The following is a 24,180-nucleotide window of genomic DNA, read 5'->3' as shown; positions in this document are numbered from 1 at the left end:
AACAATGTCGATTTTGGCCAATTTTATGAGTTAATTCACCACCAGTAGTCAAGATAACAATAAAACATCATAATTAAAACAAATAGATAACAGGTTGGCATGCTACCTGCTTAGATAGGTCATAGCTTTAAATACAAAATTGATTCTAAAAAATATAACAAGGACATCATCTTATGAAATTAGCCTCTAGTCTTTTTGCGGCAGTCATAACGCTAGCGCTATCGGGTTGCATCATCAATGTAAATGGCGCCAGTGCCGGGCCGCTTGATCATCAGAAAAAGCAGATCCAGATTGAAGCAGCAGGTATCGATACATTTGTCGCCAATACAGGCGCAGGTGACTTAAAAATCCAAGGCGTTACCGGGTTAACTCAAATCACCGTGGTAGCTGACATCTACACTTATGGTGATATCAAAGCAGACTTAACACTAGAAAAGAGCGGCAGCAATGCAAAGTTGGTTGCCGAGTTTGACAGTAATATCAATTTTAGTCGCTCGCCATATATCGACCTCACCATTCAAGTACCTGCAGATATGGTACTGAAAATTGACGATGGTTCTGGTGACATTGAAATTAAAAATGTCTCAGCCAATATTGAGCTTGAAGATGGCTCTGGTGACCTTTCAATTCAAGGTGGCCATAACCTTAGTATCACCGACGGTTCTGGCTCAGTATCGATTACTAACACCACCGGCAAGCTAACATTGGAAGATGGTTCAGGCTCAATCAACCTAAATGGCATTGGTGGCGACACTAACATCGATGATGGCTCTGGCGATATGACGGTAACCAACGTCAATGGTCACGTTGTTATTGATGACGGTTCAGGTGATATTGAAGTCGACAACACCAAAGGCCTTAGCATTGTTGAAGCTGGTAGTGGCGATTTAAGCATCGATAATATCAACGGTTCAGTGAGTATGAACTAAGCCAATACCAAGTCTAATTAAGCTTCAACAGGAGCAGTTCAAACTTGCTCTTTATAGCAACTCTGAAAAACTGAGCTAAAATTAGCTTAGTGAAGGAGTATTCCTTCCCGGCGTGGGTGCTATTGTCGATTAATGTGCTTAGTGGTCGGTTATGTCGACCAAGAGCGTATTTAAGTACAACAGCGCCCAGCCCACCCTTTGAGGAGCTCAGCTGAATTATCAGCTGAGCTTCGACAATTTCAAGCCATCTAGCTCGTTATTCTGAATCGTCAACTCAACTTCTAGCATCATTGGTTCCAATAGCTATGTGGCTCAGTTTCGAAGACCTCAGCCGTATTTACACCGATTTATCAAAGCGTAAGTGTTCAGCATGTGTGCTTTTCAATTAAAAAATACCAAGCCACCATTTCGCAAAATTAACAAAAAACACAGATCCACCATCGGCGTTGCCGAAGTGCACTGAAAAGAGTCGTAATAGCGCCAGGACCTTTCTCAAGCGTAGCTTTATGCTGTAGCACTGAGCTAAACCCACAGTAAAACCGACTCCGCTTCAGCCTACCGTTTCAGAATCAACTAAAAGTCAGTAGGTCTTTACTGAGTAGCAACTTGACTGACTAGGGGCTGCGCTCTATTTACAAATATCAGACAGACTCTAGTCAGCAGTAGCTAGGCTGACAGCTCCCGTCTAACGATGTCGGCTCCAGCTGTTAAAGCGTTTAGTTTGGCGGTTGCTATTTGGCGAGGCAAAGGTGCCATGCCGCAGTTGGTACACGGAAAGAGATTCTCGGCATCAACAAACTCGAGTGCTTTTCGTAGGGTATTAGCCACCTCTTCTGGCGTTTCAATAGTGTTAGTCGCTACATCGATAGCCCCAACCATCACTTTTTTACCTCGAATAAGCTCAAGCAACTCGAGTGGAACATGAGAGTTATGACATTCTAATGAGATTATATCGATATTCGATTTTTGCAACTTAGGAAAAGCTTGTTCGTATTGCCTCCACTCTGTGCCCAAGGTCTGTTTCCAATCGGTATTCGCTTTAATGCCATAGCCATAGCAGATGTGTACTGCCGTTTCGCATTTAAGCCCCTCGATTGCTCTTTCTAAACAGGCAATCCCCCAATCATTTACCTCGTCAAAGAACACATTAAATGCTGGCTCATCAAACTGGATGATATCAACCCCTGCAGCCTCTAGCTCTTTGGCTTCTTGATTGAGAATTTTGGCAAATTCCCAAGCGAGTTTTTCACGACTTTTATAACGATCATCATACAGCGTGTCGATCATGGTCATAGGGCCAGGCAGCGCCCATTTGATAGGTTGCTTGGTCTGCTGGCGTAAGAACTTGGCATCTTCTACAAAAACAGGCTTTTGACGAGAAACCGCGCCAACCACGGTCGGCACGCTGGCATCATAACGATCGCGAATTTTTACTGTTTGACGCTTTTCAAAATCCACGCCGTTTAAGTGCTCGATAAAGGTCGTCACAAAGTGCTGCCGCGTTTGCTCGCCATCACTAACAATATCGATACCTGCTTGCTGTTGATCTTGCAGTGACACACGCAATGCGTCGTGTTTACCCTCAAGCAACTCCTCATCTTGCAATTTCCAAGGTGACCAAAGCGTTTCTGGCTGCGCGAGCCAAGCGGGTTTAGGTAAACTGCCTGCAGTTGAAGTCGGTAATAATTTTTTCATAATAATTGCTACTGCCTATTTAAGGTTGTTATTAAGCGTAATTTGCAGACCACTGCTCAAGCACAGTTTGGTATGGTTTGATGAAATGCTCCTCTGCGAACTTTCCTTGCTCAATAGCCAACTGGCTGCGCTCTTCTCGGTCATAAACAATTTGAGTTAATGAATGATCTAGGTTCTTCAAGTTTGGTTGATAACATTTTCCCGCCACAGCATTAGCATTGTAGATCTCAGGTCGGTAGATTTTTTGAAAAGCTCCCATAGTGCTGATAGTACTGATGAGCTCAAGATTGCTGTAATCACTAAGCAGATCACCAAAGAAATAGAACGCTAAAGGGGCTACGCTATTAGCTGGCATAAAATAGCGAACCTGCAGTCCCATTTTTTTGAAATACTGTTCTGTCAAAGAGGATTCATTTGGTAAGTATTCAAGGCCTAGTATTGGATGTTGGTTCTCAGTGCACGTATATATTTTATTATCCGAGACGCTGAGACAAATAACAGGCAACTTATTAAAACTCTGTTTATATATTTCAGAGTTGATAAAGCATTTAAATAAATTACCATGTAATTCACCAAAGCCGCTTGGAATACTAAAATTTGATTTACCTTTATTGTGTTCCAGCAGTAACACGCTGAAATCATAATCTCGCACATAAGAAGAAAAGTTATTTCCAACTATACCTTCAATACGCTGATTATTTTTATGATCAATAATATTTGTTTTCAACACTTCAATTGACGGGAAGGCCTGCCCATCTCTTTCGATATCCATATCAACAGAGACAATTTCAAGTTCTACAGCATAGCGGTCACCTTTAGGATTATCCCAACCCGCTAAGGCATTAAAATTGTTATCTATCATTTTTAATGCATTTCTCAGGTTCTCACGACGGCTGTCGCCTCTTGCCAAATTAGCAAAGTTGGTCGTGATGCGAGTACTGTTTGCAGGGTGATAATTCTCATCGAGAGGAATACTCTTGATTGCAAAATTAAAGTTATTGCTCATTATTATTCGGTATCCTGTTTACTGAGATATAAGTTGAATTAATTTTTACTCTGATGGGTTTTACTTGCTTGGTTGATCTATTCTCACCCTTCAGTTCTAAATATTTATTACTGATGACTTAACCAAATAACAACGGTAATGATGACAACGTAAATATTAGAATCTATTTATACTTGTTTCGATGCATTAACAATAGTGCTTTTATTTCACACTCAACATGAGTGACATTCATGTTCTATTAAGTTTGAAAAGTGAATCGAATGTCAGTTATATTAATTAGCTTGAAGCGAGCACAATCTAATTTATTTGGCACGCTAGTCCTACTTATACAAAGAGATAAACTAAAATGAGTGAGTTGCTGTTGTTGATTGTTTACTGCGCATTGCTAGGTTGTGGAGTTGGTTTTTTAGCAGGTCTGCTGGGCATTGGCGGTGGGCTAGTTATCGTGCCGGTACTAAGCAGCATTTTACTTCATTTTGAGGTTCTACCTGCAGAACAAGTGATGGTAGCCGCAATTGCGACCTCATTAGCATCGATTTTATTTACCTCCACATCGTCGGCAATCGCTCATCACAAGAATGGTAATGTGCCGTGGAGCCTAACGCCTTGGGTAATGGGTGGGGTTGCTCTTGGCGCTCTTATCAGTGGCTTTATGGCCTCACTATTACCAGAACAAATTGTGCGTATTGTGTTTGCAGCGAGTGTAGTGCTGATTGCTTTTAAGATGCTTTACAGTAATAAAAATCACTCCAGCACTGAGCGAGAAATGCCAAATAAGGGTCTGTTAACTGTTTTGACGACGATCACTGGCAGCTTGTCAGCCATGATAGGGATTGGTGGCGGTGCACTCTTGGTACCCTTGTTGACATTTTTCTCACTAGACATGAAAAAAGCCATCGGCTGTGCCTCTGCATGTGGAATTGTTATCGCATTATTTGGCTCGATAGGTTACATCAGCTCTGGTAGCCAGCAGTTTGCTTTAGCAGACGGTTTTGCTGGTTTTGTTTATTTACCCGCTTTATTCGGCATTGTTTGCACTTCCTGGTTTACCGCTCCTTTAGGCGCCAAATCGACGCACCGCTTACCCGTTTCAGTTATAAAGAAAATTTTTGCCGTGTTACTGTTAGTTGTCGCTGCAAATATGATTCTAAAATAACAGGGACGTTAGATTGGCTGGCGGCTTTCGATCAACGCCAGCTTCTTTGCTCTAGGCCATTTCTTCAACGCTATCTCTCGCTTTAGCGCATCACTGTGGCTGCCTATTGTTTCCGAATAGGCTAAGGTTAATGGGCCTTTACCGCGCAAAAACTTGGCAGACTTAGCGCTGCCACTTTGATGCTCGCTAAAACGCCGTAAGACATCGGTGGTTACTCCTGTATATAGGTGGCCGTTAGCACAGCGCACCATATACAGATACCAGACGGATTCAGTTGCCACTAGTAGCATTTACTTTATCTAAACCGAGCAAACCAATGAAGAAAGCATACTCTTGTGCTTTGTCTTCATATTGGCGATAGCGGCCACTCTTGCCACCGTGGCCCGCTTCCATATCGGTATCAAACAGTAGCAAGTTGTCGTCGGTTTTAATATCACGCAGCTTAGCGACCCATTTAGCGGGTTCGAAGTACTGCACTTGTGAGTCATGCAAACCTGTGGTGACTAACAGATGTGGATAATCCTGCGCCTTGGCTTGATCATAAGGTGAGTAACTCAGCATATAGTCAAAGTAGACCTTTTCATTGGGGTTACCCCATTCGTCATACTCGTTTGTGGTCAGTGGAATAGACTCATCCAGCATAGTGGTAACGATATCAACAAACGGCACGTGCGCTGCCACCGCAAAGTAACTTTGTGCTGCTTGGTTGATAACCCCACCCATTAACAGACCACCAGCACTGCCACCTGCAGCAACGACTTTACTTTTGTCGCCATAACCTTGTGCAGTTAATGCTTGAGTTACATCAATAAAGTCATTAAAGCTATTTTGTTTGTTGAGCATACGTCCATCGTCATACCAACCGCGGCCAAGCATCTCGGAGCCACGTACATGGGCAATCGAGTAGACAAAGCCGCGATCCAGTAGACTCAAAATCGAGGAGCTAAAATCAGGTTCGACCGTATAACCGTAGGAGCCATAGCCATATTGGTATAACGGGTTAGTACCATCTTTATTAAACAACTCTTTACGGTAAACCAGCGTTACTGGTACCTCTTGACCATCACGGGCTTTTACAAATAATCGCTCTGCTTGATATAGCGTAGCGTCAAATCCACCAAGCACTTTTTCTTGCTTGAGCAATTGGCGCTGGTTAGGCTGAGTGAGGTCATATTCATAAACCGATTCAGGCGTAGTTGGGCTTGAGTAATACACTCTAAGCTTATCGCTCTGTTGGCTGGCATTAACATCGAAGCCGACGACATAGGCTGGGTCGTTAAACTCAAGTTCGACACCCGCGCTCATATCAAAGTCTTGCTCCTTTAAGGGGTAAACATGGATACGGCTAATACCGCGTTCACGGGTTTGCACCACCATGTACTGCGTTAGCAGCAAGACATCTTCAATTCTCGACTGTGGATCATGACCAATCACGTCCTGCCAAGCCTGTTTATCAGCCGCTTTATCGACTGCGACTTTCATCAGTCTAAAATTACTCGCTTGCCAATTGGTTAAGATGTAGTAGCTATCACCCAACTTAGAGACTGAATACTCGTGCCCCTCCTCTCTTGGCAATACCGCTTTAAACTCTGCTAAGGCCGCATTAGCATCAAGCATTAGCACTTCGCTGGTAATGGTACTCTCAGCGTACAAAGCGATTGAGGTTTCATCTAACGACTTACTTAGGCCAATATAAAAGGTGTCATCTTGCTCTTCATACACCAGTACATCTTCAGTTTGTGCGGTGCCGAGCTTATGGCGAAACACTTGATAACCTAATAAGGTTTGTGGATCTTTGGCGATGTAAAATAGATGCTGGTTGTCATTGGCCCACACGACTCGTCCATCGGTACCTTCAAGCTTATCTGCTATTAACTCACCGCTGACGAGATCTTTAAAATAGAGGCTATAAATACGCCGACTGAGTAAGTCTTCTCCAAACACTAGCTTGGTTTCATCGGGGCTAACAGATACACCACCTAAACCATAGAAATCGTGCCCTTCAGCTCGCTCATTCACATCAAGCAACACCAATTCATCATTACTATCGAGCGCCTTTTTTCTAGCGACAATTGGGTATTCAAACCCCTCCTTGTAGTAACGATAGTACCAATGCTTGTGCCAAAAATAAGGCACGCTTGATTCATCCTTATCAAGTCTCGCCACTAACTCTTCAAACAACTGCTTTTTAAGGCCGTCATAAGGTTTGAATTGCGCCTTGGTGTAGTTATTTTCAGCATTAAGATGAGCGATGATTTTGGGATCTTTACGCTCGTCATCGCGCATCCAGTAATAATCGTCGACGCGAGTCTCACCATGTAAGGTCATGGTATGAGGGATTTTTTCCGCAATGGGGGCGTCGATTTCAGTCTTAGGGGTCATGTTTTTACATCCAGATAGCAAAAAGGTGCTTAGTGTGAGGGCTAACATCAATTTCATTCGCGGCGTCCTTGTCAGCATAAAGTCATGGCGCGTTAGTCAGTAAACAAGTTCACTACACCCACCACATTTGTCAGTGCTCCAGCTTGTCATTTTAATCAAATTGACGCAACATAGCGGCGTTTATCTGTTACCAAACAGAAATAAACATAATTCTCAGGGCGGGGTGTAACTCCCCACCGGCGGTAAGTTATGTAAGTTGTGGTTATACAACTTCATAAAAGCCCGCGAGCGCCTGCTGATAGTGACAAGATGTCCACTAGTAGGGTCAAGCAGATCTGGTAAACAGACCTTTTACAGGTTGTACCTATTCCAGAGCCGACGGTAATGAATACTGCTGCGTACTATGTGCGTTGCGTGTACTGAGTCCGGATGAAAGAGAATATAAGATTGAGCAAGCTTGCTTTTGCAGCTGCGTCAGTGTGTTTTGCCGGGTGCAGAGCGACTAATGCTGCCTGTATGAACAAAATTGTCTTCACCTCTTATTAAGCACATGCATCTATCAATGATGCAGGTGTCATTTTCTGTACGCCCTGATTCTGGCAACCCAATGTAGTTTATTTAAGGATGTTTACCATGAATCAGTCTTTACTTGCGCCTTATGGCAACGCTATCGAACGCGTCAACGCAGCACTTACCGCCCTTCGACAAGGGAAAGGGGTGTTAGTAGTTGATGATGAAGATAGAGAAAACGAAGGCGATCTTATCTATAGCGCCGAAACTCTAACCAATGAACAGATGGCGCTACTTATTCGTGAGTGTAGCGGCATTGTTTGCTTATGCCTAACCGATGAGCGCATCGCGCAGCTAGCGTTGCCACCAATGGTTGTTGATAACAACAGTCAATATGGCACTGCTTTTACTGTCAGTATCGAAGCCAAAGCGGGAGTCACCACAGGTGTCTCAGCCGCAGACCGTGTTACCACGGTAAAAGCCGCTATCGCTGATGGTGCAAAACCTGATGACTTAGCCCGTCCAGGTCATGTTTACCCACTGCGCGCTCGCCCAGGTGGAGTACTAGAGCGCCGTGGTCATACCGAAGGTACTGTTGATTTGATGAAACTTGCCGGACTTAAGCCTTTTGGTGTTCTGTGCGAAGTCACACTACCTGACGGCACTATGGCACGCCTGCCAGAGATCATCGATTTTGGCCAGCAACACAATATGCCAGTACTCACCATTGAAGATATTGTGGCTTACCGTAACTCGCAATAATCTGAATCACCAATCTAAGTCGCAGCGTAACTTGAGTCTATTGTTATGCCAATGATATAAAAAAGGTCATGCCTACTGCATGACCTTTTTTATGCGAGTAAGCTATAAATCAGTCAACATTTCGTCTTGGCTTAACGGAAAAATAATTTAGTAAACACGCATTTACCACCTTTTCCGGTGATTGACAGCAGCAAAATAATTTCAGATTAGCAGAGAGGATTAGCCACAATTTCGACACTATTAGTTAAATTCGTGACCTAGATTAGACTTTGATGAATTAACTGAGACTCCACATTCTGAATATGGTTATTATTTAGCGCAATTTTTTAATCTCCTATCTTCACTTTTAAGATTAAAACAACATATTTAACAGTCAGACTGTTACGTGAAAAGGTTGTCGCCGAATGTTAAGCCTATTAAGCCACTTGAGCTTAAAACAGAAACTATTTCTTATCGCTTCTCTACCAATGCTTATATTGGTGGTGTTTGCTGGGCTACATTCCATTTCGCTCTACCAGCAATACCAAGATGCTTCTGCCAATTCGTTTACCACTCAAGTAACTCTCGATATCGAAAACATTATTTTCGAATTGCAAAAAGAGCGCGGCCTATCGGCAGGCTATCTCAGCAGTCACGGCAAACAATTTAACAATGAACTGCAACAGCAGTGGCTAGCGACAGACCAAGCACTAAAAAGCTTGTTGCAGAACAAAGCATTGCAAATGGTTATTGATACCACTAAAGAAGATCGTGAACTTTTTCACTTGTTGCAAAGCCGCTTTAGCCGCAGCAGTGATGAACATCAACAACTACTCAAGATGCGCCAGCAAGTACTCAAGCTTACTGGTGATAATTACTTTAACTATTATTCTCAACTAAATCAGAAGCTGATTAGCTTTATCTCCCAGCTACGTTTTAAGAGTGACGACTCCTATCTAGTAATGATACAGGCTGATTTAGTCAATATCTTAAAAGCTCAAGAACTTGCGGGGCAAGAGCGCGGCTTGGTCAACCAATTACTGTCAGCCCCCACCTTAGACGCAGACTCATACGAAGCCATCAACAACATTACTCATCGACTGAAAAACACGTTTAAGAATGCAAGCTTAGCGATGACAGATGAAAATCGCAGCAAACTAAATCAGATAATAGAAAGCCCAGAACAACAGCAACTCACAGCATTATTAGATAATTTAAAACAGCAAATCGAACTCATAGAGCAAGCCCATGGCCTCAGTGTGCTAATGGGATATGAAGGATTAACCTATGACTATAATCGCTACTTAATGACAGCTAAGCCTCAATATCAAATCAATTTCGAACAACATCATTTTGAACTAAATATCGCTCTCGAAAACATTGCTCGCCGAGATAATCTAACCAGCCAACAATCGGCTCAGGTAGCAACGATTAAGCGCACTACCAATACTTACTACCTACATTTACTACAAGCTAGCAAGAACCAGCAACTGCCAGCTCCTATGAGTTCTCTAGCTGGGCAATATGCAGATATGCACCAAGCATTGCAGCAGTTGCAATACCAAACACCATTAATTAACAGTCAAAAATGGTGGGTTACCGCCAGTGCTCGAATCGACCTATTGCACCAAATGAATATCCAGTTGACCCATAAGATAGCCCGTCAAAGTGATGTTCAAAAACAGCTAATTTTGTCGTCACTCTATATCAGTTTTCTTAGTGGTATTTTGGTTTTCTACATAGTGTTTATTTTAGGTAAATATATTGCCAACAGCCTTATCAGCTCGATTACGACCATAGTCAATGATGTGGAGGAGATGGCAAAAGATCCTAATCTACAGCTGAACATTGAGATTAAGGGTAATGATGAATTAACCCAGATATCTACCGCGTTGAACCAGATGCTAAGTGAGCGCATGTTAGCGAGAACATCATTACAACAAGCATCTGCGGTATTTGAGCATTCATCCGAAGCGATTATGGTCACCAATGCTGACAACCTTATTGAATTGGTGAATCCCGCTTTTACCAAAATCACAGGTTATACACTTGAGGAAGTCAAAGGCCAAAAGCCTAGCATACTCAGTTCTAACCACCATCAGCCAGAGTTCTACCGCGAATTATGGCAGTCGATTACAACCACCCATCATTGGGAAGGCGAGATCTGGAATAAGCGTAAAGATGGTAATGTTTACCCTGAATACCTTTCAATAACCGCGGTTGAAAATGCCCAAGGCCAAATAAGCCAATACATAGGCCTATTTTTGGATGTGAGCAACCACAAACAGTATGAACAAGATCTCTGGTACAAGAGTAATTATGACTCGTTAACTAAGCTTCCCAACAGACATCAGTTTTCATCTAGACTGCAGCACGCTATTGACGGTGCAAACCAAACAAATTCTCAGGTGGCAGTGTTCTTTATCGATTTAGATCGTTTCAAGTTCATCAATGAATTACATGGTCACGCAGCTGGCAATGAGATTTTAAAGCAATCAGCCACTCGGCTTGAGACCGTACTCGGGCCAGAAGACTCTATTGCTCGTTTTGGTGGTGATGAATTTGTCATTATCTCACCGCTACATAATGCCATTGAAACCGCAGAACAGCTGGCACACAAATTGGTAGATGTATTAGTTCAACCGTTAAAACTGGGTGCCATTGAAAGTAACATTTCCGCCAGCGTCGGTATCGCTTTCTACCCTGAAGATGGCCAAGATATTGAGATGCTACTGCGAAATTCAGAAACGGCGATGTACCAAGCTAAACGTGATGGTCGCGCCCACTTCCAATATTTCTCGCCTGAGATGAATGTTGAGATGCTAGAGCGAATGCAGCTTGAGCAGAGACTAAGAAAGGCAGTTAAAAAGTCTGAGTTTTATTTGGAGTATCAACCTGTGGTTGATATGACTCACGGCACAGTATCCAGTGTAGAAGCACTTATCCGCTGGCGAGATCCTGAGTTTGGCATTATCTCTCCCGCGCTATTTATTCCCATCGCTGAAGAAACAGGGCTTATAGAACCACTGGGCGAATGGGTGTTAAATCAAGCGCTAGCTGATCTGTCTAGCTGGCATGCCCAAGGGCATATGCTAAAAATTGCCATTAATGTATCTGGTCGGCAGTGTATTAACTCCAACGGTTTAAGCTTTTTCCAAGTATTAAAGGCTGCACTGCAGAGCCATGCAATAGCAGCGCATTATGTACATATAGAGATCACTGAGAGCATGCTCATTGAAGACAAGCCCTATAGTCTAGAGATCCTGCAATCAATTAGAAACTTAGGCGTTGATATCTATCTTGATGATTTCGGTACTGGCTATTCCGCATTAAGCTACCTCAACCAGTTCCCTATTTCTGTGATTAAGATTGATAAGAGCTTTATCGACAATGCTACGGTCAGTCAGTCCGACGCTAAGCTCGTTAAAGCCATTGTGATGATGGGGCAAAGTTTAGAGATGCCACTGGTCGCTGAGGGAATTGAAACTGAAGAGCAGTGGGACTTCTTACAATCATTAGGCTGCAATTACGCCCAGGGTTACCTAATGTCAAAACCCTTATCCAACGAGGATCTACTGACCTTTCTTGAAAATGAAACCGCAATCAACCGCATCGTAAATCGTAAAGCACTGGTGTCGGTTAATTAGGCATAAAAAAAGAGCAGCTAGGCTGCTCTTTTTTTATCACACCAAATAATCAGTTATTCAGCGGTGCTAGTCATCACACTGGCAGACTCTTCAATTGCCATTTGCGCCAGGTCTTTATCAACGAAGAACAAGGCTTTACCATCTTCACCGACTAAACGGATCTTATCGACGATTGATTTGAATAGCTTCTCTTCTTCGTGCTGCTCAGAAACATACCACTGCAAGAAGTTAAACGTTGAGTAATCTTGATTAGTGAATGCAGCGTGAGCAAGTTCATTAATCTTTTTAGTGATTAGCTGCTCATGCTCATAGGTGTATTCGAATAATGCTAACAGCGATGGGAAGTCAGCTTGTGGTGCTTCAATAGTACCAAGCAGTGGCATGCCACCCGTTTCACTCACGTAAGTGAACAAACGGTGCATATGCCCCATCTCTTCATCAGCATGGGCACGCATGAACTTAGCTGCGCCTTCAAAGCCTTTATCTTCACACCATGCACTCATCTGCAGGTACAAGTTAGAGGAGAAAAACTCCATGTTGATCTGGTCATTTAATTGGTCAATCATCTTCTGGGCCAACATCTTAATTCCTCTGGGTATCTGTATATGGCCGCTATTGTTATCAAGCTAGCTTAGAATTGCAATAAAATTTACTTAAGTTACTGTTTAATAAATAATAATGGTTTTCATTTACATAAAAGCAAACGCTAATGTTTAGCGGTAAACTCAAAGAAATATCAAAGGAATCAGTCTTTAACTAGCCTATAGATAGAGAAAAAGAGATTAAAACATGACTAAATCCAGCGGCTAACCAAGGCTAATTTCGATAAAAATAATAATAAAGCCACTATCAGCTGTTAAAACTGCCGAGCAGATCATAGTCATCTGCAATCACCGTGGCATAATGCCTTATATTCGTTTTTAATTAACGTACGCTAATTTAGCCTCAAGGATAGATAGATGCAGACTCATGCAGACCCGTGTAAACAACCTAGCCTAATGCATCCCTCGCTAGCGATTGTAAAATTACTAGAACAAGTGCAGCCAATCACAGATTCTGAAGTCGTAACGCTGACACAAGCACTAGGACGCGTCTTAGCTGAAGACCTTGCTTCTCATGTCGATCTACCTCCTTTCGACAACTCAGCAATGGACGGTTACGCCTTTAATTTTGATGATTTAGATACCGGCACTCCGCTAACTCTTATTGGTGATTCTTTTGCCGGACACCCTTTTAGCGGACAATGCGTTAAAGGCGGCTGTATCCGCATCATGACTGGTGCACCAGTACCTGCAGGTTACGACACCGTACAGATGCAAGAAAAGGTAACGGCTGATGGTAACAACATCACCATCGAAGCCCCAAAAGCCAAAGGCGCTAATGTGCGCTATCGCGCCGAAGAGCTTACCACCGGTACTAAGGTACTCTCAGCAGGTACCCTCATTGGCGCCGCCGAGATGGGCGTACTAGCAACCATAGGTGCAAGCCAGTTAAGAGTGTATCGCCCGCTCAAAGTTGCTTTTTTCTCAACAGGTGATGAGCTGCGCCCTGTTGGCAGCGAGCTTGGCCCTGGACAAATTTACGATTCAAACCGCTACAGTATTCAAGGGCTACTGAGCCGAGCAAACGTAGAGTGGCTTGATCTTGGTGTTATTGAAGATGATAAAGAAGCCATTCGCCAAGCTTTTAAAACGGCAGCAGCTCAAGCTGATATGGTGCTGACCTCTGGTGGCGTATCAGTTGGTGACGCCGATTACACCAAGCAGATCCTCGATGAAGAGGGTGAAATCACTTTCTGGAAGCTTGCCATTAAACCAGGTAAGCCTTTTGCCTTTGGTCACTTAGGTGATGCGGTTTTCTGCGGTTTACCCGGTAATCCAGTTTCCTCTATGGTCACATTCTACAAGCTTGTTTGGCCGCTAATACAAAAAATGCAAGGCTTACCGCAAGTGAAACCAGTAACGCTATCAGCCACCTTGACCCAAGATATTCGCAAGTTCCCGGGACGCGTCGAATACCAACGTGCGGTACTGAGCTATAACGAGCAAGGTGAAGCACAAGTAGCCGTCACTGGTGGCCAAGGTTCAGGCATGCTGACCTCAATGACACTCGCTAACTGCTTTATCATCTTAGAACAAGATTGCGATGGCATCAGTGCTGGCGAGAAAGTTACCGTCGAACCTTTCAATAGCGTACTGGCTTAAGAGAACATAGAGCAATGTCGAGTGAACTGACTGACACAGATGAGATTTTAACTGACGCGGAAATATTGCGTTATAGCCGCCAAATCTCCATTAAAGCGATGGACTTTGAGGGACAAGAGAAGCTCAAACAAGCCAAGGTACTAATCATAGGTGCGGGCGGTTTGGGCTGCGCTGCCAGCCAATATTTGGCAGTAGCAGGCGCGGGAGCAATCACTTTAGTCGACTTTGATACCGTTGAAGTGTCTAACTTACAACGTCAAGTCCTGCATCAAGATGCCAATGTCGGCCAAGCTAAAGTTGACTCCGCTAAAGAGACACTAACAGCCTTAAACCCACATATTAAAATCGATACCATCAATGCTGTATTAGATGACCACGAGATTGAAGCACTGGTTGCACAGCACTCGATTGTGATGGACTGTACCGACAACGTGATGGTGCGTGAGCAACTCAATCAAAGCTGCTTTAAGCACAAAATCCCGCTTATCTCTGCTGCAGCTATCCGTATGGAGGGCATGGTTACAGTATTTGACTATCAAGCAGCAACACCATGCTATCGCTGCTTTAGCCAACTGTTTGGTGAACAACAGCTCAGCTGCGTCGAGTCAGGAATTCTCGCACCCGTGGTTGGCATGATAGGTTGCCTGCAAGCCGTAGAGGCCGTTAAAGTCATCGCCAATATGGGCCGCACGTTAGCTGGGCGAATTTTGATGATCGATGCCATGACTATGGAGTTTCGAGAGATGAAACTGCCAAAGCAGCCAAGTTGTAAGATTTGCAATAATTAACACATAAGTATTATAAATTAACCCACAAATTTGAGGTACCCACTGCAAATGGCTACCTCTCCTTCCCACCTTCATTTTTCCAATAATACTTTAGAGTGTGACTCTTGGGTGCCAAAGCAACTCCCTCAATGATTTATGCACCTTAACATTTGAGCACACAGTGATCTTAAAGATTAACGCCTCCGATTCAAGCCTTGCTTTGAGTTAACACAAAATATCTACACGTGCTTCGCAATGAGTAATGCAATAAAAGTAATTCCAGCGAATAAAAGTGAAGAACCTCGATAATGACATAATTCCAACCTTCAACCTTTAGTACCATAACTGTAACAACTCGGTGAAATAATCCACAACAAAAAATTTGATGTATTCGACGATTAGTACTAGTTTAGATTCCAATCCAAAGGGCACGAAGTCACCCTTAATGTTTTGGAAACTATTTTATTAATACGGAAGTTTTATGTCAGGGTTATTTCGTCGACAGGCCATTGACGCTCAAAAGCAAAAGTTGCACGGTGACATTTCCTTAGCACAACCTATCTCTATATATACAACATCGTTCACCTTAGTCTTTATTGTTTCCGCAATAATACTTTTCCTATCCTTTTCTCATTACGCCCGCAAAGAAACTGTTCGCGGATATTTAGTTCCTGACAAAGGTTTGATTAAAACCTACGCCAACCGCAGCGGAAACATTGACAAACTGCATGTTTCAGAAGGTGACATTGTTAAAAGCGGCGCGCCCTTAGTCAGTCGCTTAAGGTTTAGTAGCTCTCATCGAGCAACGAAACACCTAAGCAAACATAACGTTAAACAGTTTAAATTAAGGAAGATATTATGCAATTTTCAAAAATAGAAGAGTTAACAATGAACGAGATTGAGCAAGTAAATGGTGGTGGATTTCCAGCGATCATCGCATATTGGGGCGTTCGAGCACTAATAGTTGGGGCTTTAGCATACTCTGCCGAAGCTCATTAGGCTAGCTGAATAAGATAAAGGTAAGCGGATACTTCGCTTACCTTCATTTACTAAGGACTATTAATGAAATTTAAGTTTATACAACTTCATAAGCTTCTGTCATATTTACCCCCCCCCTTTTTTTTGTTCCCTATACTTAAAAAGAAAAAAACAAAGGGAGATAATGTTAAGTCTATTTTTGACAGTTTGTTTACTGTATTGGCTGTCGTCTACTGTACTTTATTTATCTGGACACCATATTCAAAAGCATATGACGCTTGTTCTAATGAGTACTTTGAGATTAGAGAAGCCAATTTCTCTTGTGAAGATGTGACAGTAAAGATTGTTAGCAATGAATTGACCTATCGATTTCTCAGTTTTAGTTTTACAGGGGCTTCACTCGGTTTTAATAGCTTTTTTAGTAACATATTTATAAACCAGCAAGGCACTGAGGATGCTAACCAAAGCGTGGATGAACTTGTTAAACATGAGTTAGAACATGTTAACCAAAGAGAGGAGCTCGGAGAGGTTAGTTTTTTACTGTCGCCTAAATGGCTAATTGAAGGTAGTGCTGATTATATTCGAGGGCAACCTACGATTGAATATTGCGAGGGACTTGCCAATTGGGGTGAGGAAAATGATACTAGGCAGTTTTATTTTGAATCCTGGGCTAAGGTAGCTTATCAGTCACAAGTTAAAGGTGTTAGTTTTGACGACTTATTAAAAACTGATTTACACTTTCCAGAAAATGAAGATATCATTATAACCAAGATTTCTGAAATCTATTGCCCCTCTGATAAGAAATAGCGATGATAATAATAGTCCCTATTACTTTAATATTGATTTATATGTTTATCATTGCAATTTCCTTACGAAAAAAAAGTAAGTTCCTAGCATTTTTCGCCATGTTTGAACTGTACTTTTCTGTCATTATTACTTACTCATATTTACAATAGGTAATTAATGCCACATAGCCCAATCAGGCAGGGTGAGATCGCGAACATTTTTCAGGCAATTTAACGACCAATTTGACGATCACATTTAGGTGTGATCATAAAAAAACTATAGCCAGCCATTATTAATCACTATTTGCTACAAGCAAGGCTTGATGGTCAATGTATCATTGTTAATCATTACAATTTCTATTGTTTATATCTTAGGATTCATATCCCTAAATCTTATTAATACTTTCATGAAAAACAAAAAACAAGTCATATCTACACTGGGTTGGAAAGCTCGAAGTTGCCGAAGTACATTGAAGACTATTTATAAGCTGACGACAAATAGTGCCACCCATAGCTAATTCATTGTCGGCGCTGTAGGTGTAAAAATTAAGGTGTGGGCGAAGCGGCACGACCTTTATCAAGCTGAGATTGATTTAGTTGTTAGACGAAGTCTAACTTAAAAGTCAGGAAAAGGTTCTATAGCCACCCATTATTAATCCCAGATATGCTTTAAGTGCTGGTGCTCGACATGCTATAGAGGTATGGCTGGAGCAGGCTTAGCTGGGTACGGACTTGCAGATGCAGCGCAGCAAGCTGCAGAGAATGCCCGAGCAAAAGGTGAACCAGGACAAAACTAATAGCCAAATGTAGTAAAGGTCAGTCTATGCGTAACAAATTTCTATTTTTTGGATATACTGCAAGTGCTCTAATTGGCATTTGGGTAGCAGGCTTAACAGGTATCGCTGGAACACATTTGCTACAATCGGCCATATTAATGACAGCTTTCTTTGCAGTCATTTTTTTAATGAATAGAAAATAGCTCTAGACTCTGCACTCGGTATGATCGGTTGCCTGCAAGCGGTCAAAGTCATCGCCAATATGGGCCGCACGTTAGCTGGGCGAATTTTGATGATCGATGCCATGACTATGGAGTTTCGAGAGATGAAACTGCCAAAGCAGCCAAATTGTAAGGTCTGCAATCAAGGCTGATGATTCGTGTGCGTGACACAGTACAAGCTGTCACGCACAAGCTTTTATAGACTAGAAATTGTACGTAACCGATACTCCAACATTTCTTGGGTCAACAACTGCAGCATAACCATGCTCATAACCACGTCCAGGAGGTTCATTCACTGTAAGCGCTTGCTCGTCAAATAAGTTGTTAACAAAAGCACTGATTCGCCAGTTATCATTTTGATAATCAACATTAAAGCGACTTAAGATGTAATCACCAGCCACGCGCTCTTCAGTATTGGCAATATCAGCAAAATACTCATCAACGTAATTTCCTGATAACCCAAATGTCAGCTCATCAGACAGCCAATATTTAATACCAAGATTAGCAGTAACGTTCGGTGCAGCGTTAAGCTCATTGCCAACAATATCGCCATAACTAGGATCTGCTGCTTTAATTTCACTTTGAAGCAGGCCTAGACCTGAAAACAGTTGCCAGTTCTCACCTAACATACTGGTAAATTCAAGCTCTAAGCCATAGGTTACCGCTTTATCAATATTGGTGATTCTACGTAAGCTATTAGACGCTTGGTAGCCGTCATAATCGTTATAAAACAGGTTGGCGTTCAGGTTAACGTTGCCGCCATCAAAACTACTTCGAGAGCTCATTTCATAGGTATCAACAGACTCATCATCATAGTAATAGTAATCGCCACCAGCTGACGTTAACGCCATGGCTCCACCGCCGGCGTTGTAACCTCGTCGACCACTTACCGCAAGAGTCGTACTACCAGTAACGGCGTATTGCACCACAAGCTTAGGCAATGCCACTGTTTTAGCTTCATCGAGTTGCTCATCAATCGCTGAACCTCTAAATTGCATGGCAAAGTTTCGTGTTTGCTCATCGCGCATCACTCGTCCACCAAGAGTCAGCCACCACTTTTCGGCCATAGCAAAGGTCATTTCTCCATAAACAGAGGAAGAGGTACTGCTGTCATCTCCGCCATAAGAGAACCCCCCCATACTGCCAAAGTCTTGAGTGCGCTTATAGTAAGCTAAACCAATAAAACCATTTAGATCTCGGTCATTAAGCCCAAAGCTATATTTACCATCGACGTTGTAACTATTGTCATTCATGTCGACGGTACTTTCTGCTGCAGGCAAAGGCTCATAAGATTCAAACCCCCAGTCATAATCCATAAAGGAGAATTGTAAATCGAGTGACTGACCATCAGTAAGCTGGTAATCAAATGTCACTGAATGTGTGGTTGACTTGGTGGTGATATAACGTTGAAACAGCGGTTTATATGCCCAAGGGTCATCACCTGTGAAGTAATTACGCCCTGAATCACCTTGCTCGTCGTTATATGAAAAACTGTACAGTACTGATAAGTCTTCTAATCCGGCAGGTTGCCATAGTAGCTTTCCGCGCCACCGATTTGTAATAAGCTCATTCTGGTCAAAAGTTTTTGGGTTGGTGTCATACACCAAACCATTATTGTAGGTGTTGCCATTTACATTTTGCCCCGTGATCCTAAAGGCAAGCTGCTCGTCTAAAATTGGGCCCGATAGCATCACAGCACTGTCGATAAAACTATCCTGATCTCGATAACCTAAACGTGCAGCCGCTTGCCAGTCAAAGCTTGGATCTGCCGTTTTAATAAATACTGCACCACCAATACTGTTACGACCATTAATGGTCGACTGTGGTCCTCTGAAAACTTCTATCTGCTCTATGTCCCAGAGGCCTGTATCACCGGTTAAGTCAGCGACGAAAGGCTCTGCAACACCATCAACAAGGGTCGAAACTCGTGCCTTGGCGCCGCCAGTGAAAGAGTTAAACCCAGTAGCAGAGCCATTACCAGTAACGCCTCGAATATCCGGTACAGCTCCGGTTGTTACCACAACGTTTGGCACTTCAGATAAAGCACTGGATACCGATTGGTATTGGCCACTATCTAGCGTCTCTTTATCGATAACAGACACTGATGAGGTGGTATCTTTGAGGCTACGTTCAACTTTTTCACCATATACAGTGATCCTTTCTATCGATTCAGTAGGTTCAACATCAACAGCAGCATAAGCCATCGAAAATATAGGACTACATAATATTGCCGCCACAACGAGATTTTTCTTAAACGCCCTGTATTCCATGGGATCCCTCAAGTTCACAGTAAATAGAATTTATCGTTCTGATTAAAAGCAGCAACAATTTACATTAAACCATACCCACATACAATTGCGAATCATTCACATTTACATTACTATTTACACAATTTAAATACCTATGTAATAAAGCGAATACGTTATTTAGTTTCGTTGCTTACAGCAGTTAATTAGACGTTTAGGGCGGAGTTGATAGTCATGTTTCAAGTCACAGGATTAGTATTGACTTTGGTAGGAGTCATTATGATATATGCCACCAGTAAGCATCAGAAATTGCTACCACAATCTCTACCCAAGCCCATCATTCTAGTCGGACTGACTCTATTGTTATTCGCATTATTAAGTTGGGTACAACTGCTAACAACAACAGCAGCTGTTTTCACCTGGCTATTCACTATTATCGCAATATTGATATGCGTCCCCTTTAGTATGATTTTGAAATCAAGAGAACCACATTGATGCCACGGTTAACCCAAGCGGAAAAAATTCAACCACATTGGTGGCGAAAAAGTCTCACCGCAAGCCTTTTGGGTCTGAGCTTATCTTATGGTGTCATTGCGGTGTTTGCATGGTTTGGGCCTGGAGGAATCGATGCACCAATGAAAGTGCAAATGAACATGTGGCTTATCAGTTTTATCTGGTTACCCGTTATAGCGTTTAGTTTTCTGTTCAAAACAGCGACGAGTGCATTTGGTTATCTCATGTCAGCGAACCTCGTTATCTACAGTTTATTTGCAGCTTTATGGTGGTTCAAGTGAGAATACGTCCAGACATTTTAAGAACTTATCAGTCCATTCACACCTGGACAGGAATCACTGCTGGCCTACTATTATTTATCGGCTTTTTTGCTGGCGCTCTCACTATGTTTAAACCGCAAATCGAGCAGTGGGCAACACCACCAGCACAAACACTGCAGCAGGTACCCAGCACACAACTTGATAGCTTAATTCAAGCAGCAATAAGTCAAAGCGAAAAAGCAAAAGATGGTTTTATCGTTAGCTTTAATAGCAATGACTCACCAATTAAATGGTATGAAAAGGGCGGCGGAAGAGGTTTACGCCTTGATGATCACTTACGTCACGCCAGCTTCAACGATGAAGGTGACTGGATCAGCCAAGCGAGCAGTACCAATGAATTAGGAACGCTTATTGATCAACTCCACCGCACCGCAGGAATCATTGGCAATATAGGCCATGAAGATCTCGGTGTGTTAATTCTAGGGCTCGCCGCAACACTATATTTTCTCGCACTGATTTCAGGCGTTATCGTTTTACTGCCGACGTTAGTAAAAAACCTATTTGCGTTAAGGCAACACAAAGGCGTGAGCCGTTTTTGGTTAGATAGCCATAATTTAGTCGGTGTGATGAGCCTACCTTTCCACTTGATTATCGCATGGACCGTAGTGGTATTTGCGTTTCATGACATGTTCTACGGCGGTTTGAGTATTCTTTATGGTGACAAGCCCTTATTTGAACCCAGAGAACGTTCAACCATTGAGTACTCCGTCAACCAATTGCGCAGCATCGATAGCTATATCGCTGCAGTCACGCCAATATCTGAAGGTTATCAAATCGCGTCAATGGAGTTTAGTCAGCTCAACTCAACCTCCCCTTCTTTAGCTGTGGAGCTGCAATCTAATGGGCGGATGCTGCGTGGCGGTTACAGTGATTTCATCTACATGCACCCTTATACCATGGCGGTACAATACAACACGATTAATCAAGTCGAAGAGGGGTTATACGGCCCTGTAGTGAACAGTTTATTCGCACTGCATTTTGGTAATTATGCGGGCAGCTTTGGCCGCTGGATATACTTTTCCCTTGGCTTACTCGGAGCATTTCTGTTTTATAGTGGTAATTTACTGTGGCTTGAAAAACGTAGACAGAAACAGGCTGAACAAACTAAAGCAACTAAGGTCATGGCCGCTCTCACTATTGGGGTATGTTTGGGCTCGATGTTAGGAGTCGTTGTCTCTATGCTAGCCACAAAGTGGCTCTATCTGCTAAGCGAACAGATAAACAACTATTACCTCAGTTGCTACTATGTCGCCTTCTTTGCAGCATTAGCCTACAGCTTTGTTAAGGGAGCAGCTCTTGCTGCTATTTCACTGCTTAGGTTGCTAGCACTTTGCTGCTTATTAATTCCGATAACCAGTGTAATCGCTCTGCTACTACCTCAACTCGCAATATGGACAGCAACAGATCTTGCATCAATAACCATTGAAGCCGTATCGCTCTTGTTCGCACTGTTATTCTATATTGCAGCCAAAAAAGCACAGCATAGAGCGTATTTCGGTGAACCAGATAGTATCTGGGCGGCACCTCATCAACAAAATGCAACAGTAGCAATCAGTATAAAGGTTTAATCGCTCGGTAATAGTTTAGCGGTATAAGAGCCGCTAAAAGCCGCCAGCGTGAAGTGTTTTTGACTTGCTATTTCTGCGTAACTTGTCATTTCTGCGTAGTTCGACTTCTTATACTGACTTGGTATAAGACCACAACATCACAATAGTGGTGCTCAGCATTACCTTAGCTTATTACCGAGAAAGGCCCAGTAACCCATTGGGTCTATATTGACTCCACTCACGAGCTCATGAAATAACAATCAAATGATCGTGACAGCTTCAATGCTTGTTCTGTAAAATCCTCATCAAGTTAATGCGTTATCTATCTTTGTAATACGCAAAACTATCTTCAATAACTCTTTTGCGAACTGGCAACGACAACAGGCTTAATATTTTGTTAAAAATGTCGACTTACAAAAGGTAAATACCCGAGTTGTAGTTAAACATACGTTTATATTGAGGTTAACCTTGTCCGCTTTTTATCATCGCTGCCGCTATTTTTTCTTGCCTCTTTTTTTCACAGGCTTACTTTTAGCTGTCACTCAATATTCCCTACCACAGCTGCAAACCTGGCACAGCGTGATAGAACAGTTGCCCTACTGGTTGCTACCAGTGGTGGTTATTATTGCGCTGCAGTTTAATCGCAGCCGCCTAGCATATCTTGCGCTACTGCTACTGGCCTATTGGTACCTTTTAGGCCAAGACTCACCTACAATCTTATTTGACAAATACTCACAACAGATCTTTCTTGGCGGTGTTTTTGCCATTACTTGGTTTGCATTTATTAAAGATAGAGGACTGCTTTCCGCTCATGGTGTGATTAGGGTTTTAGGCATAACACTCTGTTTTGCCGCTGCGTTTGGCTGGATATGGGCTAATACTCAATACCAGAGCATTGTCGATGGTTACCTACCCAGCATGATAACCATGGAGATACGCACCCTTGCACCCTTTTACCTTGGGGCGATGTTAGTTTTTATACGCGGGATCTGGCAAGCCAACTTAGTTAACACCTCTATCTTCATCACGTTATTACTTTGGGGCAGTCAGGCGCTAATGCCCGAATTACTGTCTATCTCAGTGTCGATAACAGCCTTAGCAATTGTGTATATACTGACAGTACTTACTGACTCCTATTTTCTTGCCTACCGAGATGAACTAACAGGTCTTGCTTCTCGCCGCGCACTTTATAACTTAGTGCTGTCATTAGGACGAAAGTACAGCGTGGCCATGCTCGATATCGATCACTTTAAAAAGTTTAATGATACCTATGGCCACGATGTTGGTGACCAAGTACTTAAATTAGTCGCTAGTAAAATCTCTCAAGTAAGAGGAGGTGGCAAAGCCTTCCGTTATGGCGGCGAAGAGTTCACCATCGTATTTGCTCGCAAAGATACCTCATCGATTTTGCACTTTCTTGAGGAGGTACGAGAGATAATAGAGGACTATGACATAGCACTGCGCAATGAACAGCGTAAGCAGCAAACCAAGGCTAAACGAGGCAAAGCACAAAGCCAGAGTAAAACCGTTAATGTCACCATCTCCATTGGAGTGTCAGAACATCAACATGGTGAGACTTTCGAGCAAACATTGAAAAAAGCGGATCAAGCTCTGTATCGAGCCAAGAAAAAAGGCCGTAATCAGGTGTGTGTCTAAACAACGAGAGACCTTAACAGTCTCAAAGCCATTTCTTAACAGAAATACTTTTATTTAGCTATAGTGATTGAATAACCCTTTTCGGTGTAATGGCCGTTAGT

The 24,180-nt window shown here is 42.7% G+C and carries 16 protein-coding genes, 2 pseudogenes and 1 riboswitch; of the genes and pseudogenes, 12 read left to right on the top strand and 6 right to left on the bottom strand.

All coding sequences use genetic code 11. The features are described from left to right. Positions 1-173: 173 nt before the first annotated feature. Complete coding sequence (locus tag K5R16_RS14770) at positions 174-929, top strand: DUF4097 domain-containing protein (RefSeq protein WP_220738322.1); 756 nt, start codon at positions 174-176, stop codon at positions 927-929. A 666-nt stretch (positions 930-1,595) separates the two neighbouring features. Here the strand turns inward: K5R16_RS14770 and K5R16_RS14765 are convergent. Beyond that, a complete protein-coding gene (locus K5R16_RS14765) occupies positions 1,596-2,624 on the bottom strand; it encodes a methionine synthase (protein WP_220738321.1) in 1,029 nt (342 codons plus the stop codon). A 31-nt stretch (positions 2,625-2,655) separates the two neighbouring features. Then, positions 2,656-3,630, bottom strand: coding sequence for a DUF1852 domain-containing protein (locus K5R16_RS14760; RefSeq protein WP_220738320.1), 975 nt, complete (start codon positions 3,628-3,630; stop codon positions 2,656-2,658). A gap of 346 nt (positions 3,631-3,976) precedes the next feature. On the opposite strand from K5R16_RS14760, the gene K5R16_RS14755 reads away from it, so the two are divergent. Then, positions 3,977-4,786, top strand: coding sequence for a sulfite exporter TauE/SafE family protein (locus K5R16_RS14755; RefSeq protein ID WP_220738319.1), 810 nt, complete (start codon positions 3,977-3,979; stop codon positions 4,784-4,786). 8 nt (positions 4,787-4,794) lie between these two features. Here the strand turns inward: K5R16_RS14755 and K5R16_RS14750 are convergent. Together K5R16_RS14750 and K5R16_RS14745 are read right to left on the bottom strand one after the other, a co-directional pair. Beyond that, positions 4,795-5,055: pseudogene (locus K5R16_RS14750) on the bottom strand (GIY-YIG nuclease family protein); the annotation flags it as partial. Between the two features lies 1 nt (position 5,056). Next, positions 5,057-7,225, bottom strand: a complete 2,169-nt coding sequence (locus K5R16_RS14745; RefSeq protein WP_220738317.1) for a S9 family peptidase — start codon at positions 7,223-7,225, stop codon at positions 5,057-5,059. Between the two features lie 148 nt (positions 7,226-7,373). Beyond that, positions 7,374-7,613: riboswitch (FMN riboswitch) on the top strand. A 188-nt stretch (positions 7,614-7,801) separates the two neighbouring features. Here K5R16_RS14745 and ribB point away from each other — a divergent pair. Both ribB and K5R16_RS14735 read left to right on the top strand, forming a co-directional pair. Then, positions 7,802-8,440: a 3,4-dihydroxy-2-butanone-4-phosphate synthase gene (gene ribB, locus K5R16_RS14740; RefSeq protein ID WP_220738316.1), complete on the top strand. Its 639-nt coding sequence runs from the start codon at positions 7,802-7,804 to the stop codon at positions 8,438-8,440. A gap of 404 nt (positions 8,441-8,844) precedes the next feature. Continuing rightward, on the top strand, positions 8,845-12,066 hold the full coding sequence (locus tag K5R16_RS14735; protein ID WP_220738315.1) for an EAL domain-containing protein: 3,222 nt from the start codon (positions 8,845-8,847) through the stop codon (positions 12,064-12,066). A gap of 53 nt (positions 12,067-12,119) precedes the next feature. On the opposite strand, the gene ftnA is transcribed toward K5R16_RS14735, so the two are convergent. Continuing rightward, the gene (gene ftnA, locus K5R16_RS14730) at positions 12,120-12,647 is read right to left on the bottom strand and encodes a non-heme ferritin (protein WP_020910394.1); all 528 of its coding nucleotides are present in this window, start codon (positions 12,645-12,647) and stop codon (positions 12,120-12,122) included. Positions 12,648-13,025: 378 nt separating this feature from the next. On the opposite strand from ftnA, the gene glp reads away from it, so the two are divergent. From glp to K5R16_RS14705, 5 genes and pseudogenes are all read left to right on the top strand, one after another. Beyond that, complete coding sequence (gene glp, locus K5R16_RS14725) at positions 13,026-14,270, top strand: gephyrin-like molybdotransferase Glp (RefSeq protein WP_220738314.1); 1,245 nt, start codon at positions 13,026-13,028, stop codon at positions 14,268-14,270. A gap of 14 nt (positions 14,271-14,284) precedes the next feature. Continuing rightward, positions 14,285-15,058 (top strand): molybdopterin-synthase adenylyltransferase MoeB, encoded by a 774-nt coding sequence (gene moeB, locus K5R16_RS14720; protein WP_374758399.1) that lies wholly within the window; start codon positions 14,285-14,287, stop codon positions 15,056-15,058. An 837-nt stretch (positions 15,059-15,895) separates the two neighbouring features. After that, the gene (locus tag K5R16_RS14715) at positions 15,896-16,036 is read left to right on the top strand and encodes a class IIb bacteriocin, lactobin A/cerein 7B family (RefSeq protein ID WP_220738313.1); all 141 of its coding nucleotides are present in this window, start codon (positions 15,896-15,898) and stop codon (positions 16,034-16,036) included. A 63-nt stretch (positions 16,037-16,099) separates the two neighbouring features. Continuing rightward, complete coding sequence (locus tag K5R16_RS14710) at positions 16,100-16,822, top strand: hypothetical protein (RefSeq protein ID WP_220738312.1); 723 nt, start codon at positions 16,100-16,102, stop codon at positions 16,820-16,822. Between the two features lie 959 nt (positions 16,823-17,781). Next, positions 17,782-17,949 (top strand): annotated as a pseudogene (locus K5R16_RS14705) (molybdopterin-synthase adenylyltransferase MoeB); the annotation flags it as partial. 51 nt (positions 17,950-18,000) lie between these two features. Here the strand turns inward: K5R16_RS14705 and K5R16_RS14700 are convergent. After that, on the bottom strand, positions 18,001-20,067 hold the full coding sequence (locus tag K5R16_RS14700) for a TonB-dependent receptor (RefSeq protein WP_220738311.1): 2,067 nt from the start codon (positions 20,065-20,067) through the stop codon (positions 18,001-18,003). Between the two features lie 470 nt (positions 20,068-20,537). Here K5R16_RS14700 and K5R16_RS14695 point away from each other — a divergent pair, with 470 nt between their 5' ends. From K5R16_RS14695 to K5R16_RS14685, 3 genes are all read left to right on the top strand, one after another. Further along, positions 20,538-20,837, top strand: a complete 300-nt coding sequence (locus tag K5R16_RS14695) for a hypothetical protein (RefSeq protein WP_220738310.1) — start codon at positions 20,538-20,540, stop codon at positions 20,835-20,837. Continuing rightward, positions 20,834-22,444: a PepSY domain-containing protein gene (locus K5R16_RS14690; protein ID WP_220738309.1), complete on the top strand. Its 1,611-nt coding sequence runs from the start codon at positions 20,834-20,836 to the stop codon at positions 22,442-22,444. Before K5R16_RS14695 ends, K5R16_RS14690 begins: the two co-directional genes overlap by 4 nt. 558 nt (positions 22,445-23,002) lie before the next feature. Further along, a complete protein-coding gene (locus K5R16_RS14685) occupies positions 23,003-24,079 on the top strand; it encodes a diguanylate cyclase (protein WP_308440829.1) in 1,077 nt (358 codons plus the stop codon). Positions 24,080-24,180: the final 101 nt, after the last annotated feature.

The sequence above is a fragment of the Shewanella sp. c952 genome (assembly GCF_019654975.1).
In the GTDB taxonomy this organism is placed as follows: domain Bacteria; phylum Pseudomonadota; class Gammaproteobacteria; order Enterobacterales; family Shewanellaceae; genus Shewanella.
Note: the sequence above shows the minus strand (reverse complement) of the source record. Positions and strands in the feature narration are given on the sequence as shown.